General features: G+C 66.1%; 17 protein-coding genes and 1 riboswitch. Of the genes, 14 read left to right on the top strand and 3 right to left on the bottom strand.

All coding sequences use genetic code 11. The features are described 5' to 3' along the window. Positions 1-25: 25 nt before the first annotated feature. The gene (locus QTH91_RS19055) at positions 26-604 is read left to right on the top strand and encodes a hypothetical protein (protein ID WP_286661717.1); all 579 of its coding nucleotides are present in this window, start codon (positions 26-28) and stop codon (positions 602-604) included. Between the two features lie 15 nt (positions 605-619). Here the strand turns inward: QTH91_RS19055 and QTH91_RS19050 are convergent, their stop codons facing one another. After that, positions 620-1,894 (bottom strand): D-amino acid dehydrogenase, encoded by a 1,275-nt coding sequence (locus tag QTH91_RS19050; RefSeq protein WP_286661716.1) that lies wholly within the window; start codon positions 1,892-1,894, stop codon positions 620-622. A gap of 174 nt (positions 1,895-2,068) precedes the next feature. Next, positions 2,069-2,187, bottom strand: a riboswitch (glycine riboswitch). A gap of 167 nt (positions 2,188-2,354) precedes the next feature. Between QTH91_RS19050 and QTH91_RS19045 the strand changes: the two genes are divergently transcribed. The 3 genes from QTH91_RS19045 to QTH91_RS19035 are packed head-to-tail and all read left to right on the top strand — an operon-like array spanning position 2,355 to position 4,211. Continuing rightward, positions 2,355-2,852 carry a YiaA/YiaB family inner membrane protein gene (locus QTH91_RS19045; RefSeq protein WP_286661715.1) on the top strand — a complete coding sequence of 166 codons (498 nt, stop codon included), beginning with the start codon at positions 2,355-2,357 and terminating at the stop codon, positions 2,850-2,852. A 20-nt stretch (positions 2,853-2,872) separates the two neighbouring features. After that, the gene (locus QTH91_RS19040) at positions 2,873-3,343 is read left to right on the top strand and encodes a hypothetical protein (RefSeq protein WP_390368973.1); all 471 of its coding nucleotides are present in this window, start codon (positions 2,873-2,875) and stop codon (positions 3,341-3,343) included. Positions 3,344-3,353: 10 nt separating this feature from the next. Continuing rightward, positions 3,354-4,211: a DUF2145 domain-containing protein gene (locus QTH91_RS19035; RefSeq protein WP_390368971.1), complete on the top strand. Its 858-nt coding sequence runs from the start codon at positions 3,354-3,356 to the stop codon at positions 4,209-4,211. Between the two features lie 10 nt (positions 4,212-4,221). On the opposite strand, the gene QTH91_RS19030 is transcribed toward QTH91_RS19035, so the two are convergent. Beyond that, on the bottom strand, positions 4,222-5,220 hold the full coding sequence (locus QTH91_RS19030; RefSeq protein ID WP_286661714.1) for a recombination-associated protein RdgC: 999 nt from the start codon (positions 5,218-5,220) through the stop codon (positions 4,222-4,224). A 136-nt stretch (positions 5,221-5,356) separates the two neighbouring features. On the opposite strand from QTH91_RS19030, the gene QTH91_RS19025 reads away from it, so the two are divergent. The 5 genes from QTH91_RS19025 (at position 5,357) to QTH91_RS19005 (ending at position 10,210) form a co-directional block, all read left to right on the top strand. Beyond that, a complete protein-coding gene (locus tag QTH91_RS19025) occupies positions 5,357-6,292 on the top strand; it encodes a branched-chain amino acid transaminase (protein ID WP_286661713.1) in 936 nt (311 codons plus the stop codon). Positions 6,293-6,297: 5 nt separating this feature from the next. Beyond that, positions 6,298-6,507: a zinc-finger domain-containing protein gene (locus QTH91_RS19020; protein WP_286661712.1), complete on the top strand. Its 210-nt coding sequence runs from the start codon at positions 6,298-6,300 to the stop codon at positions 6,505-6,507. Between the two features lie 177 nt (positions 6,508-6,684). Next, positions 6,685-7,428 carry an extensin-like domain-containing protein gene (locus QTH91_RS19015; RefSeq protein WP_286661711.1) on the top strand — a complete coding sequence of 248 codons (744 nt, stop codon included), beginning with the start codon at positions 6,685-6,687 and terminating at the stop codon, positions 7,426-7,428. A 57-nt stretch (positions 7,429-7,485) separates the two neighbouring features. Beyond that, positions 7,486-7,857 (top strand): DUF2946 family protein, encoded by a 372-nt coding sequence (locus QTH91_RS19010; RefSeq protein WP_286661710.1) that lies wholly within the window; start codon positions 7,486-7,488, stop codon positions 7,855-7,857. Positions 7,858-8,065: 208 nt separating this feature from the next. Further along, a complete protein-coding gene (locus QTH91_RS19005) occupies positions 8,066-10,210 on the top strand; it encodes a TonB-dependent receptor (protein WP_286661947.1) in 2,145 nt (714 codons plus the stop codon). Between the two features lie 12 nt (positions 10,211-10,222). Here QTH91_RS19005 and QTH91_RS19000 read toward each other — a convergent pair whose 3' ends face one another. Further along, positions 10,223-10,954 carry a GntR family transcriptional regulator gene (locus QTH91_RS19000; protein ID WP_286661709.1) on the bottom strand — a complete coding sequence of 244 codons (732 nt, stop codon included), beginning with the start codon at positions 10,952-10,954 and terminating at the stop codon, positions 10,223-10,225. 302 nt (positions 10,955-11,256) lie between these two features. Here QTH91_RS19000 and QTH91_RS18995 point away from each other — a divergent pair, with 302 nt between their 5' ends. From QTH91_RS18995 to QTH91_RS18975, 5 genes are read left to right on the top strand one after another with little or no spacing between them, the layout of a single operon-like run. Continuing rightward, positions 11,257-12,579 (top strand): Rieske 2Fe-2S domain-containing protein, encoded by a 1,323-nt coding sequence (locus QTH91_RS18995; protein ID WP_286661708.1) that lies wholly within the window; start codon positions 11,257-11,259, stop codon positions 12,577-12,579. A gap of 16 nt (positions 12,580-12,595) precedes the next feature. Next, positions 12,596-14,035, top strand: a complete 1,440-nt coding sequence (locus QTH91_RS18990; RefSeq protein ID WP_286661707.1) for a glutamine synthetase family protein — start codon at positions 12,596-12,598, stop codon at positions 14,033-14,035. 2 nt (positions 14,036-14,037) lie between these two features. Then, positions 14,038-14,361, top strand: a complete 324-nt coding sequence (locus QTH91_RS18985) for a 2Fe-2S iron-sulfur cluster-binding protein (RefSeq protein ID WP_286661706.1) — start codon at positions 14,038-14,040, stop codon at positions 14,359-14,361. Between the two features lie 8 nt (positions 14,362-14,369). Continuing rightward, entirely contained in the window at positions 14,370-15,632 is a 1,263-nt protein-coding gene (locus tag QTH91_RS18980; protein ID WP_286661705.1) for an NAD(P)/FAD-dependent oxidoreductase, read from the top strand. A 28-nt stretch (positions 15,633-15,660) separates the two neighbouring features. Then, complete coding sequence (locus QTH91_RS18975; protein ID WP_286661704.1) at positions 15,661-16,839, top strand: ABC transporter substrate-binding protein; 1,179 nt, start codon at positions 15,661-15,663, stop codon at positions 16,837-16,839. Positions 16,840-16,869 lie beyond the last annotated feature (30 nt).

Raw genomic sequence — 16,869 nt, 5'->3', positions numbered from 1 at the left:
GCTTGTCTGGCAGCAGGAGCGTGGCATGTCGCAGCTTTGGCCTTGGGTGACCGTCGCCGGCCTGGGCGCGCTGCACGGCTTGAACCCGGCGACGGGTTGGGCGCTGGCGGCTGCAAGGGGCGTGCAATCTCAAGACGATGCGCAAGCCAGACGTGCGCTCCTGCCCATCGCGCTCGGGCACGTGGCCTCGGTGATGCTGGTGGCTCTGGCCGTCGCCATGTTTCCGGCATTTGATGACGTCGCGCGGCTGGCCCTTCAGCTGGGAGCCCTCATGTTGCTGGTGGCGCTGGTGCTGGCGCATCTGAAGCGGGGTAACCGGCGCTTTGGTGTTGCTGGGCCGACGGCAGGCAGTTCAGCGCTCGTGCTCTGGTCGTTCTTCATGGCGACGATGCATGGCGCGGGGCTGATGCTGGTGCCGGCGCTTGTCCCGCTGTGCCTGTCCAACTCGCCGGCGCGCGAGATCACCGCGTCCGGCTCGTTCGTGCTCGCCCTCGCGGCGGTCGGCGTGCACATGTTGGCCATGCTGGCGATGACCGCCGCGGTCGCATCGGGCGCATGCGGCGCGGCCCGATGGTGCCGGCGACGTGCACGCCGCGCGGCGTGATCCGCGCGCTGCGGATCAGGCGGGCATGCCAGCTGCGGCATGCAGGCGGGTGCCCCAGCCAACGCTTGCCTGCTGCATTTCGGCGGCCACCATCTCCGCTGTCGCAGCCGACAGGGTCCAGCCCAGGTGGCCGTGGCCGGTGTTGTAGAAGACGTTGGCGCGCCTGCCTTGGCCCACGCGCGGCATCAGGTTCGGCAACATGGGGCGCAGACCTGCCCACGGCACCACCTGGCGGGTGCTGATCTGCGGAAAACACTGGTTGACCCAATCGATCAAGGGCCGGATCCGGTCGGCGCGGATGTCGCGGTTCAAGCCGTTGAACTCCGCGGTGCCGGCAACGCGGAAGCGGTCGATGCCGAGTCGGCTCGTCACCAGCTTCGTCTCGTCATCGAGCAGGCTGACGCTCGGAGCGCCGGCTTGGCTGGCAGCATCGAGCAGATTCACCGTGATCGAGTAGCCCTTGACGGGGTAGACGTTGACGCGATCGCCCAGTTGCGCAGCAAAGTCCCGGCTGCCGACGCCGGCGCACACCACCAGGCCGTCGAAGTGGTGCACGGCGCTATGGCCGTTCGGGCCCAAGCCTGTCGCCACCGTCACGCTGGCCAACTTGCCATCGCTTTTCAACGCCGACACCTGCTGTTCGTAGAGGATGCGCACGCCCAGTCGCACGGCCGCCGCGGCCAGCCCGTTGGTGAACTTGTGGATGTCGCCGGTCGAATCGCTTTCGGTAAAGAAGCCGCCGTAGTAGCGGCCCGCCAGCGTGGGCTCGATGGCACGCATCTCTTCTGGCGTCACCGCCCGGCGCGGCAAGCCGCCCTCGGCAAGCAGCTTGCTCACCTCGGCCGCATGGTCGAAGCCCGCCTTGTCGCGATAGATGTGCAGGATGCCTTCGCGCTTGTGGTCGAAGTCGATCCCCTCGGCCTTCGCCCAGGCGAACAGGTGCTCGCGGGCAGCAATGGCCATTCGCGTGGTTTCGACGGTGTTGTGCCGATAGCGACCGATGTGCCCGACAAACTCGGCGAACCAAGACAGCTTGTGCCAGCTCGGCCTGGGGTTGACCAGCAACGGCGCGTCGCTGCGCAGCATCCACTTCATGCCTTTCCAGACGGTGGCCCAGTGGTTCCACACTTCGGCGTTGGAGGCCGATAGCTGTCCGCCATTGGCGAACGAGGTTTCCATGGCGGCATAGCGCTGCCGTTCGAACAAGGTGACGGAAAAGCCGCGCTTGGCCAGCGCGTAGGCAGTGGTGACACCCGTGATGCCACCGCCGATCACTGCGATCGATTGCATGAGAGAAGCTCCAAGACCGTCATGAAGGGAGCGCGCCCCGGCCTCGAATGCCAGCAGCGTGCGCCCCCTCTGTCTTGGTACCTGAGAGATTCGCGGGCCGTCCGATGCGTATCGGTGGCCGCTTGCTCCTGCGGTGTCCCGGTCGACGAAACCGGGTGCTCTTCAGAGATTGGTGAAAGCCGATCGGTCCTTTTGCCTGAGAGTTTCCGGGGCGGTTGCTCCTTCGGCGCCAGCGTGGTCGTCCGTTTGACGGTGTCAGTTGACGATTTGCCAGTCTCTCCCGATCGAGGTTGCGATTCTAAGTCGCACTTCGGCTGGCTTCAAAGCCCCCAAAAGTATCTCGGCGCAATACCGCCGAGCTTGGGCCGGGCCACCGCCGCATCCGAAAGCAAGTTCGGCGGCATCGGCCAGCACACGATGCGCCCCGTGTTTAACCACGGCCCCAAGCGGCCTTTCCCGTATGTCAATCCCTTCTTCCATCGTCGTTCAACGTGACACCCGCGCTTGGCAATTGCAGGTGTGGATCTCCTTTGCCATTGCCGCGTTCCTGTGCGCCGTGGGGCTCGCCTGGCTGCCGGGTGCTCGGCTCGAACAGGCATTCATGGTGATGGGCTACGTGTTCTGCCTGTCGGCCGCCTTCGTGCTGGCGAAGTACGTGCGCGACAACGGCCAGCAACACGAAGGCGCAAAGCGCGCGGCTGGCGACACGCCGATGTGGAAGCTTGTCGTGTGGGGCGGCTTCGGCGTGGCGATGGGCTTGACCGGCTGGGGCCTGCTGAGCATGCAGATCAATGAAACCTACAAGGCCTTCATGGGCGTGAGCTGGCTCTACCTGATCACCTCGGCTTTCACGCTGGCCAAGATGCTTCGGGACCGGCACGAGGCCGACCTGGTCGAGGCCCGTGCACGCGGCCGCATGGACGCCGCCGAATCGGTTTCTTCTTCTGACACCGAATGAACTTCAAGGAGGAAAAAGCCATGAACAACTCAGCACGCAATATCAGCGGCATCCTGGCCCGGATGGTTTTCGCGGCAAGTCTGCTGTGCGGCCTGGCGATGGCGCCGGCGCGGGCACAGAGCGAGGCTTCTCTGGTCCTGTCGGCGTTGCCGGTCGCGTCGGTCGTGGGCACGGCCTCGGTCGCCTCCACTGCGGCGGGCGCCGTCGCGGCGGTGCCAGCGGCCTTGTCCGTCGCTGGTGCGGTGCTCACGGTGAAGGCGGTCGAAGCATCCGCCACCGGCATCGTCTACCTGCTCGAACGGGCAGCGGATGGCGCCCAACTGAGCGTCGAAGTGGCCGGGCGCGGCGTCGGCGCTTCGGCACTCGCGGTGGGTACGGTGCTGACCTGCGGCGTCCTCAGTACCGGCGTGGTCCTGTCGGCGGCAGGGGAGGTGATTGCCTTCATCCCCAATGCCATCGGCCAGGCGCTTCTGTACAACGAGCGTCTGTGAGGTTTGCGGTATGAAAGCCATTGAAGTCAAGCAACCGCATCGGGCCCGCATGGCTCCGTTCATCCGGTGCGCGGCCTTGGCGGCTGCGGCGATGTTCATCACTGCCGCGCCAGCCCATGCGGGCCGTTCGTGCGAGGCGCAAAAGCCCACGGCCGAGTCCATCGATCGCGGCATGCGATTGGCGCAGCAGGCTTCCGAGGCATTGGAAACCGAGTTCAAGCGCGATGGCAGCCGGGTGGCGATGCTCGGCCGCGCGGGCCAGGACCTGGGCAAATACGGCCTGCGCTATTCGCACCTCGGCTGGGCCTACCGGACGCCAGAGGGCAGATGGCGCGTGGCGCACAAGCTCAACGAATGCGGCACCGCCGATGGCTACATCTATCGGCAGGGCCTGGGCGAGTTCTTTCTCGACGACCTGTGGCGCTACGAGGCCGTGCTGGTCGTGCCGAAGCCAGAGGTGCAGCAGCGCCTGCTGTCCGTGCTGCAGGACAACCGCGCGGCGCGTACGTTGCAGCACAAGCCTTACAGCATGGTGAGCTATGTCTGGGGCGGCAAGTACCAGCAGTCCAACCAATGGGCGCTGGAGACGCTGGCTCTGGCCATGGAGCCGGCCACGGTGCGCACGCGGTCGCAGGCGCAGGCGTGGTTGCAGTTCAAGGGCTACGAGCCCAGCACGCTGCGGATCGGGCCGCTCACGCGCCTGGGCGGCCGGGCGACCCGGGCCAACATCGCCTTCGACGACCATCCGAACGAGAAGCGCTTTTCCGATCGCATCGAGACCGTCACCGTCGATTCGGTGATGGCGTGGATGCAGCGCACCGAGATGGCGTCGCGGCCGGCGGTGCTGGTCTTGGCAGTCGGCCGATAGGAACGGCCAGCTAGAACGGCGCCTCTTCTTCTTCGGCGGCCGGTTCCGTGCCCGAAGCGACGGGCGCACCCGTCCGCGCGGGCGCTTCCATTGGCAAGCCACCGCCGCCGATCTGCTGCTCGCCGCCCAGCGCCTCGATCAGCGCGGGCAGCAACTGCCCCAACTCGCCCGTGGCGATGGCTGCATCGGCGTCGAAATCGTCCTCCGGCTTGCCACCTTCGGCGGCCTTGTCGGTGCCCTCCAGGAACACCAGCTTGCGCAGTTGCAGCCCTTCGGTCAGCTCGAACGAGACCCGGTCGTCCCATGTCATGGCCAGGCGGGTGGGGCGCTTGCCGGCGTCGATGTGGGCGCGGACTTCGTCAATGTCCAGCGCGTGCTTGGCATAGCGCACGGCGGCCTTCGAATCGTCGGTGGCCTTGAGCTCGCATTCGCGATCGATGGAGAAGTCGGCCGGCGGCTCCTGCGTGTGCAACCAGCCGGACATCGCCGACGCTGGCTCGATGGCCGTGTGCAGCGCGGATACGCCCAGGCCCGACAACTGCTCGATCAGGCTGCTCACCACCTCGTCAGCGCGGGCGAGGTTGGAGGCATTGATCACCAGCCGGCGTTGCGTGCGGTCGACCCAGACCATGACACGCGCATAGCGCGAGAAGGCCATCGGCAGCAGCTCCTGCGTGACCTGCTCCTTCATCTCCTTCTGTTCCTTGCGGCCGGGACGGCGGCCGGTGGTCGCCTCGATCTGCGCAGCGCGTTCGTCCACCTTGCGGCGCACGACCGAGCCGGGGATGCTCTTGGCCTCGATCATGAATTCGAGCAGCCACTGGCCCTGGATCGATTCGATCAGGGGGCCGTGCTCCTGGCCGCGTGGCGGCACCCAGCCGGTGGACTTCTCCTGGCTGGCGCCGCAGGGGGCAAAACGGTGGGCGCCGAGGGCTTCTTCGGCCTGGGCCAGATCCTGGTTCCAGGAGGGATCGATGCAAAAGACGATGACGTTCTTGAAAAGGGACACTGTATGAAAACCTCGGGCATGTCGTGAGCACCCATTGTGGCGCGGACTCGGGGCGCAGCCGGCGCGCGCCCAAGGTGTTACAAGCCCGCCGTAAAATCACAGGCTTTGCGATTTCCTCCCTAGTCAAGGATTACTCATGAGCGCGCAACCCTCGATGGCCGATCGCGACGGCAAGATCTGGATGGATGGCGAGATGGTGGACTGGCGCGATGCCAAGATCCACGTGCTCAGCCACACGCTGCACTATGGCTGCGGCGCCTTCGAAGGCGTGCGTGCCTACAACACGCAGAACGGGACCGCCATCTTCCGCCTGGAAGAGCACACCGACCGCCTGTTCAACAGCGCCAAGATCCTGCGCATGAAGATGCCCTTCTCGAAGGAGCAGCTCAACGAGGCGCAAAAGGAAGTGGTGCGTGCCAACAAGCTCGAAAGCTGCTACCTGCGCCCGCTGGTCTGGATCGGCTCCGAGAAGCTGGGCGTCTCGCCCAAGGGCAACACCATCCACGTGATGGTGGCCGCCTGGGCCTGGGGCGCCTACCTGGGCGAAGAAGGCCTGAAGCGCGGCATCCGCGTCAAGACCTCGAGCTACACCCGCCACCACGTCAACATCACCATGACGCAGGCCAAGGCGGTGAGCAACTACAGCAACTCGATCCTGGCCAACATGGAAGCCCTGGACGATGGCTACGACGAAGCCCTGCTGCTCGACGCCGCCGGCTTCGTGTCCGAAGGCGCTGGCGAGAACATCTTCGTGGTGAAGGACGGCGTGGTCTACACGCCAGACCTGTCGGCCGGTGCCCTCAACGGCATCACCCGCAACACCATCCTGCACATCTGCGAAGACCTGGGCATCAAGCTGGTGCAAAAGCGCATCACGCGCGACGAGGTGTACATCGCCGACGAGGCCTTCTTCACCGGCACCGCCGCCGAAGTCACGCCGATCCGCGAACTCGACCGTATCGAGATCGGCGCCGGATCGCGCGGCCCGATCACCGAGAAGATCCAGAACGCCTTCTTCGACATCGTCAACGGGCGCAATCCCAAGTACGCCAAGTGGCTCAGCAAGGTCTGATCAACATGAACGCAAAAGCAGTGGTCGAACTCTCGGCCAAGGACTTGAACCATCAGGGCGGCGTGTTCTGCCCCAGCCCCAAGGCCGACATGAAGCTGTGGAGCAGCCATCCCAAGGTCTACCTGGACGTGGCTCGGCTGGGCGAGGCCAAGTGCCCCTACTGCGGTACGGTCTATCGCCTGAAGGCGGGCGAGGTCGTGGGCGCGCATCACTGAGCGCGAGCGTCCGACGCTCATCCAGAAAAAAGCGCCCCAGGTGGGCGCTTTTTTCATGTGCGGTTCGGGCGAGCGCCGGGGGAGGCCGCCATCGGGCGGCGCAATTCAGTCGGCGGACTACAGCGTACTGATGTCGTCCCGCATGATGCTCGCGACGTGTCCGCCACGTCGATGCCGATGCTTCTCCGATTCGCTGCCGCCCTTTGCTTCGTCGCGCTCTTGGCCCTTGGCTGGGCGGTGCATGCGGGGTGGGTGGTCGTGCCGCCGCGCTTCAATCCTTGGGCCAGACTCGACATCTCGGAGCCGCCAAACTGGCTCACACGCATCAAGCTCGGCCGTGCACAACGCGAGCCGGCGCAATGCCTGGCCCTGATCGGCGAAGCCGGCATGCGCTTCGAGCCCGTGCCCGATCGAGTGACGGGCGAGGGTTGCGCCCTCGAAAACGCAGTACGGCTGCAAGGCACGAATGGCGCGCCTTTGAACGCTCCGGTGCTGCTCAGCTGCCGCGTTGCGCTGCCGCTGGCCCTGTGGGAGCGGCACGTGCTGCAACCGGCCGCGCTTCAGCACCTGGGCACCCGCATCACCCGCATCGACCATCTTGGCGGCTACGCCTGCCGCAACGTGGTGACGGGGCGTGCGCCCTCCGAAGGGGGCGGGCGTCGCAGCCGGCACGCCACGGCTGACGCGCTGGACCTGGCCGCCTTCAGCCGCGCGGATCGCGGGCGTGCCGTGTCTTTACGCCGAGACTGGGCAGAAGCGCCGCAAGGCCCGTCTCAGGCGTCGACGCCGGAGGCCGAATTTCTGCGAGCCATCCATCAAGGCGCCTGCGGACTGTTCGAGGGCGTGCTGGGCCCGGACTACAACGCGGTACACGCCGACCACTTTCATCTGGAGGTCGGCGGCTGGCGAAGCTGTCGTTGATGTGTGCATGCTTGTAAGGCGCAAGAGATCAGATCGACCCGGGCGATAATCCTTTTCATGCACCGCTTGCGCCGCATCAACCTCCTGCACCGACTGGTGCTTGCGTGGTTTATGTTGTCGCTCGGCGTGGCAGTGGCGTCGCCAGTCGTTCGTCCGAAGGTCATGCAGGTCGTCTGTTCGGTGAGCAGCGGCGCTGTGGTGATCAACTTCCAGAGCACGGACGGCGACGAGGCGATGCAGTACGCATCCTTCGACTGCCCGCTGTGCGCCGCCGTCGGCGCGCCACCTCCAAAGCGGAGCGCCGAAGCAGCCCTGCCGCTGCCGCTCGGCCGCGCCGTGCAGTCGATTCCGGCCGCCCGGCTCGCCGCGGCAACGGCCGCTCCGCTGCCTGCGCGCGGGCCACCTGCCTCTCCTTCTGAACTTGCCTGATTCCTAGTTGCTTCGTCGAACCGGCTGTCGGCCCGGTCCGAAGCCGTACTTCGACAGTGCCGCGATGCATTCGCTTTCGAGCGGGCATGCGGCGGAGCATTCGCGCGCCCGATGGGGCGCCGTTCAAGGGAGATACATGTCCAAACGTCAATTCGAACTCGTGCGCGCTCAGCGCATCGAGCCCCCACCGTTCGCGCGTTCAGCCTCGATGCTTGGCGTCGCGTTCCTGCTGCTTGCAGCCTCTGCCCCTGCGGGCGCACAAAGCGTTCAAGGCTCGCTGCCCCAAGTCGACGTTGTCGACGAGGCCGTCTCCGCCACCGGGCGGCTCAATCTGGGCACGCCTTCCGAAACCGGGAGTCGCCTCGGGCTCACGCCCCGCGAGACACCCGGCTCGGTGACCATCGTCGACCGCGCCACGATCGACGCACGTGGCGCGCAGGACACTCAGGAAATCCTTCGCGCCGTGCCGGGCATCACCGCCCACAACGCACCGGGCAACGTCGGGGTGAGCTATCGCGGCTTCGGCACCGGCTCGATCAGCCAGCTGTTCAACGGCATCAATGTCCAGTACTCGATCGCGGCGCGGCCGGTGGACAGCTGGATCTACGACCGCGTCGAAGTGCTGGGCGGACCGTCGAGCTTCCTGTTCGGCTCGGGCGCTGTCGGCGGCTCGATCAACTACATCACCAAACTCGCCCAGCGTGCGGACTTCACCGAAGGCCAGCTGCGCTTCGGCACGGACAAGCTCGCCGAGGCCTCGATCGGGCTGAACCGCCGCGTTGCGGGCGACGGTGGTGCGGGCAGCCATTACTTTCGCATCGATGCGAACGCCCGGGATGCCGACAGCTGGACCGACGGCACCGGTTCACGCTCGGCGCAGATCGCCACCTCGCTGCTGTCCGACTTCGGCAGCGGCTTCACCCACACGCTCGCCTACGAGTACCAGAAGGAGACGGTCGATCGGCCGTACTGGGGAACGCCCGTGCTCAACCCCGCCATCGGCACGTTGACCGTCGATCCCGGCATCCGGTTCAAGAACTACAACAGCGCCGACGGCCTGTATGAACAGGAAGTCCAGTGGCTGCGTTCGATGGCCGAGTGGCGAGTCAATGATGCCCTGCAGCTTCGCAACACCTTCTACGCCTACGACGCGCTGCGCGACTACCGCAATGTCGAAACCTACCGGTACAACGCATTCAACACGGCGGTGATCCGGTCGGGCGCACTGCTGCAGCGCCATGACCAGCGCCTCGTCGGGGATCGCATCGAGGGGATCTATCGCGGCCAGCTCGGCGGCATGCGCAGCGACTGGTCGTTCGGCCTGGACTACAGCGTCAACAAGCAGACACGCTTTCCCAAGAGCGGGTCAGGCACCGTCAGCACGGTGGATCCCTATTCCTTCACGACCGGCAACTTCTTCCAGGAGACGGGCCTCGCGCCCGGCTTCAGTCCGGATCGGGACAACAAGACCACCACGACCGCGGTCTATCTCGAAAACCGGACGGCGCTGGTGCCGACGGTGAATCTGGTGACGGCGCTGCGCCACGAGCGAATCGAGCTCGACCTGACCAATCGCCGCGCGGTGACAGCGGCCAACCCGGCCAGCTTCAGCCGCAGCTACGACCCGACGACGGGCCGGATCGGCATCGTGTGGGACGTCGCGCCAGGCGCCAATCTCTATGCCCAATACGCGACCGCGGCAGACCCACCCTCGGGCGTCCTGACCACTGCGTCATTCGCGGACGTTCGCAACAACAGCGAACTCACGACGGGCCGACAGGTGGAAGTCGGCAGCAAGGTCGACTTCTGGGAAAGAAAGGGCAACGCCACCCTCGCGCTCTACAGCATCGAGAGAAAGAACATCGCCACGCAGGACCCGAACAACAGCGCGCTCACGGTGCTTGTTGGCGAGCAGTCGGCCAAGGGCGTGGAGCTCGCCGTCGGCCTGCAACCGACGCCGCGGTGGTCGATCCAGGCCAATGCGACTTACGTCGACGCGCAATACGATCGCTTCAACCAGGGCGGCGTCTCGCTGGCGGGCAAGACACCCAACAACACGCCGTCCACGGTGGCGAACCTGTGGATGTCCTATGCGTTCACGCCTTCGGTGGAAGGGAGTGTGGGGCTGCGGTATGTGGGGCAGGTCTATGCGGACGCGGCCAACACCTTGGTCTGGCCGTCTTACACGCTGGTGGATCTCGCACTGAGCTGGCAGATCAACAAGTCCGTCGCGCTCATAGGGCGCGTGCGCAACGCGACCGACAAGCTCTACGCCGCCAATGTCGCCAGCGACACGCAGGTGTACCTCGGCCCGCCGCGCACGGCAGACCTCACGCTGAGGGTCGCCTTCTAGCGCAGTAGCGCGTCAACGCACCTTGCCCGCCACCAGCTTCATGCCGGGCATGAGCTCGGCGGCGAGCTCGGGGCGTTCCAGCGCGTAGTTGAGGTTCATGCGGGCGATCTCCACATGTTCCTCGCCCAGGGCTTGCGCACGCGAGCCCTGGCCGCGTTCGATGGCCTGCACCATCGCGTGATGGGTGCGATGCGCCTGCTGCATCCACTGCTGGCCTTCCTCCATGGACGATTGCATCGGCAGCATGGCGCTGGGCGCGGCGAAGGGCTGGCTGTCCAGCAGGTCCATGATGCGCTTGACCGCAGCGTTGCCGCAGCCTTGCACGATCAACTGGTGGAAGCGGTCGTTCATCTCGACGTAGGCGGCGTAGTCGTCCAGCTCCATGGTCGGCTTGTTGACCGCCTTGTCGCCTTCGGTCAGGCATTCGTTGAGCTCACGCAGCAGCTGGCGTGGCGCGCCGTCTTCAGCGAGCAGCCGCGCCGCGAATCCCTCGATGACGCCGCGCACGCGGATGGCGTCGGCAATCTCCTGCGACGTGAAGCGCCGCATCTGGTAGCCCCCAGCGGGCGACGGCTCGATCAGCCCCTCGTGCTCCAGGCTGGTGAGCGCCAGGCGCACGGGGGTGCGCGATGCGCCGAGCTTTTCCGCCAGCGGTATCTCCGCCAGGCGCTCGCCCGGGCCGAACTCGCCTTTGAGAATCAGGTCGCGCAACTGAACGAGAACGCGGGATTGTTGGGAGTCCATAGGAAGGCGGAAGTAAACCCGATTGCATGCAAGAACTGGGCGGGATTCTAGAAGCATGCCGGTTGTCACCCCGGAATGCACGCACGACCTTCGTGTTGGCCCGGTTTCTGCATGCATAGTCGACCGGAGCCCGTGCGTGCACCGTCCGGATGCATACGTTCAGTCCACGGAATCCAGGAAATACGGGCTGCTCCATTGCAAACTCCAGTTGACATTGCCGAAGTTGAAGTCAGAATGCATGCCGTTGTATGCAATCACTAGTTGGCTCGCCAGCCATCTGATTTGACCGTTGGAGCCCCACCATGATCAGCGCCGAACAGAACGAACTCATGACCCGCGTCGGCCACGGCACGCCCGCCGGCAACCTGCTGCGCCGCTATTGGCAGCCCGTGGCACTGTCCGAGGAGCTCACCGGCCCGCGCCCGCTCAAGCCGGTGCAGTTGATGGGCCAGCACTTCGTGCTGTTTCGTGACGAGACGGGTCGCGTCGGCCTGCTCGACCGCGACTGCCCGCACCGTGGCGCGGACCTGGCCTACGGCCGCCTGGAAAGCGGCGGCCTGCGCTGCGCCTTTCACGGTTGGCTGTTCGATGCCACCGGCCAGTGCATGGAAACGCCGGCCGAACCCGCTGGCAGCCGCCTGTGCTCTCGCATCAAGCAGGGCGCGTATCCCGTGGTCGAGAAAAGCGGCATCGTCTTTGCATACATCGGTGAGGGCGAGCCGCCGGCCTTTGCCGATTTCGACTGCTTCGTCGCGCCCGACAGCCATACCTTCGCATTCAAGGGGCTGTGGGAATGCAACTGGCTGCAGGCGCTCGAGGTGGGCATGGACCCGGCACATGCGTCGTTCCTGCACCGCTTCTACGAAGACGAAGACACGTCCGAGAGCTACGGCAAGCAGTTTCGAGGCGCATCGGCCGACTCCAAGATGGCGATCACCCAGGTGCTGCGCGAATACGACCGGCCCGAGATCCGCGTGCAGCCAGCGCCGCACGGCATGCAACTGACCACGCTGCGCAAGCTGTCGGACGAGCAGACGCATGTGCGCGTCACCAACGTCGTCTTCCCCCAGGCGTTCGTGATCCCGATGAGTTCGGAGATGACGATCTCGCAGTGGCATGTGCCGGTGGACGACACGCATTGCTACTGGTATGCCATCTTCACCAGCTTCACAGGCCCGGTGGACAAGAAGCAGATGCGCGAACAGCGCCTGCAGACCATCGAGCTGCCGCTGTACACGTCGCGCAAGAACAAGCGCAACGAATACGGCTACAGCGTCGACGAGCAACTGAACAAGACCTACACCGGCATGGGCGAAGACATCAATGTGCACGACCAGTGGGCGTGCGAATCGATGGGCCCGATCCAGGACCGCACGCGCGAACACCTGGGCACCACCGACAAGGGCATCACGCTCTATCGCCGCATACTGGTCAAGGCCATCGAGGCCGCCCAGGCCGGCGAGCCCCTGCCCATGCAGCCCAACGCCGAGGAAGCTGGCGCGCTGACCGGCCCGCCATCGATCGACGGCGTTTCCACCGCCGAAGGTGCAGACGCCTATTGCGAACAGGCCGACCTCGCACGCCGCCGTGGCAGCGACTGGGCATCCGCTCGCCTGAGCGCCTGACCGGAGCACCGCCACCATGAACGACTTCGTCGAACGCTTTGGCCTCTGGACCGCCGATCAACAGGCGCAAGGCCGCGAGATCGTCCGGCGCATCGATGCCGGCGAGATGGACGTGCTGCGCTTCGTCTGGCCCGATCAGCACGGCGTGCTGCGCGGCAAGACGCTGGTGGCCGGCGCAGCGAAGGGCGCACTTCGCAGCGGGGTGAACCTCACCACCACGCTGCTGGCCAAGGACACCTCGCATCGCACGGTGTTCCCCGTCTTCACGACTGGCGGCGGCTTCGCGGTGGAGGGCCTGCAAGGCGGCGCCGACTTCACCATCGTGGCGGACCCGTCCACATTCCGCATGCTGCCGTGGGCTCCCCGCACGGGCTGGGTCCTGTGCGACGCTTTCATGAAGGACGGCCAGGCTTGTCCCTACGCCACGCGGCGCATCCTGCAGCGCGCGCTCGCGCAATTGGATGAGAAGGGCCTTCAGTTCGTGGCGGGCCTCGAGGTCGAGTTTCATGTCTTCAAGCTCGACGAGGCGGCCATGCGCCTGGGCGACTCCGGCCAGCCGGGCGAGCCGCCGCGCGTGTCGCTGCTCACGCACGGCCACCAGTACCTGACCGAACTGCGCTACGACCGCGTCGACGGGCTGATGGAGCTGCTGCGCAGTCAGCTCGTCGAACTGGGCTTGCCGCTGCACTCGCTGGAGATCGAATTCGGGCCCAGCCAGTTCGAACTGGTGTTCGGCCCCACCGCAGGCATCGAGCCGGCCGACACGATGGTGCTGCTGCGCAGTGCGATCAAGCAGATCTGCCAGCGCAACGGCTACCACGCCACCTTCATGTGTCGGCCGCGCATCCCTAACGTGATGTCCAGCGGCTGGCATCTGCATCAGTCGCTGCGCCATGCGGCCGACGGGCGCAATGCCTTCATGCCGGACACCGCCGATCAGAGCCTGAGCCCCCTCGGCATGCACTACCTGGCAGGCCTCAAGGCCCACGCCTGTGGCGCTGCCGCACTGGCCAGCCCCACGCTCAATGGCTATCGACGCTACCGGCCCTTCTCGCTGGCGCCGGACCGTGCCATCTGGGCCCGCGACAACCGGGGTGCCATGCTGCGCGTGCTGGGTGCGCCGGACGACAGCGCATCGCGCATCGAAAACCGCATCGGCGAGCCGACGGCCAATCCCTACCTGTATCTGGCGTCGCAGCTGTTCTCGGGCCTGCACGGCATCGCCGAACAAATGGACCCCGGCCCCTCCGCCGACGCGCCCTACGAAACACCTGCCGAGCAACTGCCACGCTCTCTGGATGCGGCGCTGGCCGCATTGCGCGCCGACGCCGTGCTCAACGACGGGCTCGGCAAAGCCTTCGTCGACTACTACTGCCACATCAAGCAGGCCGAGATCGCCCGCTTCAACCTCGAAGTCACCGAGTGGGAACACCGCGAGTACTTCGACATGTTCTGACCATGCCCACGATTCACTACATCCTCAAGGACGGCAGCACGCGAAGCGTGGAAGCCAGGAACGGCGCCAGCCTCATGGAAACGGCCGTCCACAACAACGTGCGCGGCATCGATGCCGAATGCGGCGGCAGCTGCGCCTGCGCCACATGCCATGTGTACGTGAACGACGAGTTCCTCTCTCGCCTCGCGCCGCCCGACGACATGGAAGACGAGATGCTCGACGCCACCGCCAGCGAGCGCATGCCCAACAGCCGGCTCAGCTGCCAGATCACCGTGAGCGACGCGCTCGACGGCCTGACCGTGCGTGTGCCAGAGACGCAGGTCTGAGCTTCGCGATGAGCCCGCAGGAACCCCTGGTCATCGTCGGCGCGTCGCATGCCGGCGTGCAGCTCGCGGCTTCGGCGCGCGAGCTGGGCTTCGATGCGCCCATCGTGATGTTGGGCGACGAGCCGCATGCGCCATACCAGCGCCCGCCGCTTTCCAAGGGACTGCTGTCCGGCAAGACGGACGCCAGTCAGATCGCGCTGCGCGGCCCGGACTTCTACCGCGAACAGGCCATCGACCTGCGCCTGGCAACCCGCGTCACCGCCGTGGATGTGGCCGCGCGCCGCGTGGCGCTGGCTGACGGTTCGCACATCACCTTCGGCACCCTGGCGCTTGCCACCGGTGCACGCTGCCGTGAACTGCCGGTGGCCGGCGCGCGACTGCAGGGCGTGCATCAGCTGCGGACGCTCAAAGACGCCCAGGGCGTATCGGCTGCGCTTGCCGGCTGCAAGAACGCGTGCGTGATCGGCGGTGGCTTCATCGGGTTGGAGGTTGCTTCAGCGCTGGCGGCAGCCGGAGCGCAGGTGACCGTGCTCGAAAGCCAGCCGCGCCTGCTGGCTCGCAGCTTTCCTGCCTCGATGTCCGACTACCTGGCGCAGGGCCACGCCCGGCGTGGCGTGACGCTCGAACTCGGGCGCGGCGTCGTCGCTCTGCATGGCCGCAACGCCAAGGTGGCCGCGGTCGAACTGGACGACGGGCGCATGCTGGACTGCGAACTCGTGGTGCTGGGCATTGGCGTGGTGCCGAATGTCGAGCTGGCCGAGCAGGCGGGCATCGTCTGCGACAACGGCATCGCCACCGACGCCCTGGGCCGCACGAGCGCGCCCGGCGTGCTCGCTGTCGGCGACGTGGCCAACATGCAATGGCAGTGCGGGGCCGCCGGCCCTTCGCGCATGCGGCTGGAATCGATCCAGGCGGCCAACGACGGCGCGCGTGCCGCCGCGTCGGTGCTCGTCGATCGGCCCCAGCCATTGAGCGCCGTGCCCTGGTTCTGGAGCGAGCAGCACGATCTGAAGCTGCAGATGGCGGGTGTCGCATCGGCAGGCGACCAGGCCGTGCTGCGCGGCGACATGGCGTCGGACCGCTTCACGCTGTTCTACCTGCGCGGCGGCGCCGTCGCCGCCGCGCATTCGGTCAACCGGCCTGCCGAACACATGCTGGCGCGCAAGTTGATCGCCCAGGGCGCGCGCATCGCACCCGAGGCATTGGCCGATCCATCGATCGACCTCAAGACCTATTCCGCCCTTTCTCCCATTTCCCGGCCCGCGGGCTAACCTCTTTTCCTGAACCCGGAGTAACACGATGAAGCTGACCAAACGCACCTTTCTCGCCGCCGCCGCACTGGCGTGCCTGGGCACTGCCGCCCATGCGCAGGACCCTCTCAAGATCGGCTTGATCGGTACCTATTCCGGCCCGTATGCCGACTACGGCCGCCAGTTCGATGCGGGCGTTGCGCTGTACCTGAAGGAACACGGCGGCAAGATCGCCGGCCGCACGGTCGAGGTGATCAAGAAAGACACCGCAGGCCCCGCGCCCGATGCCTCCAAGCGCATCGCCCAGGAACTGATCGTGCGCGACAAGGTGCAGATCCTCACCGGCCTGGACTTCAGCCCCAACGCCTACGCCGTGGCGGCCGTCGCCACGCAGGCCAAGGTTCCGACCGTGGTGATGAACGCATCGTCCTCGGCCATCACCACCAGCTCACCCTATGTGGCCCGCCTGTCGTTCACGGTGCAGCAGGTATCCGACCCGATGGCGCGCTGGATGCTCAAGAACGGCACCAAGGAAGCGTATGTGGTCGTCGCCGACTACGCGCCCGGTGTCGATTCCCTCACCGCGTTCAAGAAGGCCTTCGAAGAGGGCGGCGGCAAGGTCGTTGGCGAATTGCGCACGCCGATGAACAACCCCGACTTCTCGGCCTACGTGCAGCGCATCAAGGATGCCAAGCCGCAATCGGTGTTCTTCTTCTTTCCCTCGGGCGTGATGCCGCCGGCCTTCCTGAAGGTCTGGAAGGAGCGCGGCATGGAAGAGGCGGGCATCAAGCTCTACGCCACCGGCGAAGCCACCGACGACAGCTACCTCGACGCCACCGGCGACGTGGCGCTGGGCCTCATCACCAGCCACCACTATTCGTACGCGCATCCGTCGGCCAAGAACCAGAAGTTCGTGAAGGACTTCGAGGCGCAGAACGGCACCAGCATGCGCCCGAGCTACTTCGCCGTCACCGCCTACGACGCCATGGCCGCCATCGACCTGGCGCTCAAGAAGACCGGCGGCGACGCCAACGGCGACAAGGTCATGGCCGCGTTCAAGGGCCTGAAGTTCGAATCGCCGCGCGGCCCGATCGAGATCGACGCGGCCACCCGCGACATCGTGCAGACCGTCTACATCCGCAAGACGGAGAAGGTCGGCGGCAAGCTGGTGAACGTGGAGTTCGACAAGTTCGACAACGTCAAGGACCCGGCCAAGGAAGCCAAGTAAGGCGGCATTGCCCCCGTCGGCCCCATGCGC

This window comes from Variovorax dokdonensis (assembly GCF_030316895.1).
GTDB lineage: Bacteria > Pseudomonadota > Gammaproteobacteria > Burkholderiales > Burkholderiaceae_C > Variovorax > Variovorax dokdonensis.
The sequence above is the reverse complement of the archived record's forward strand: the minus strand, read 5'-3'. Positions and strand labels throughout refer to the sequence as shown.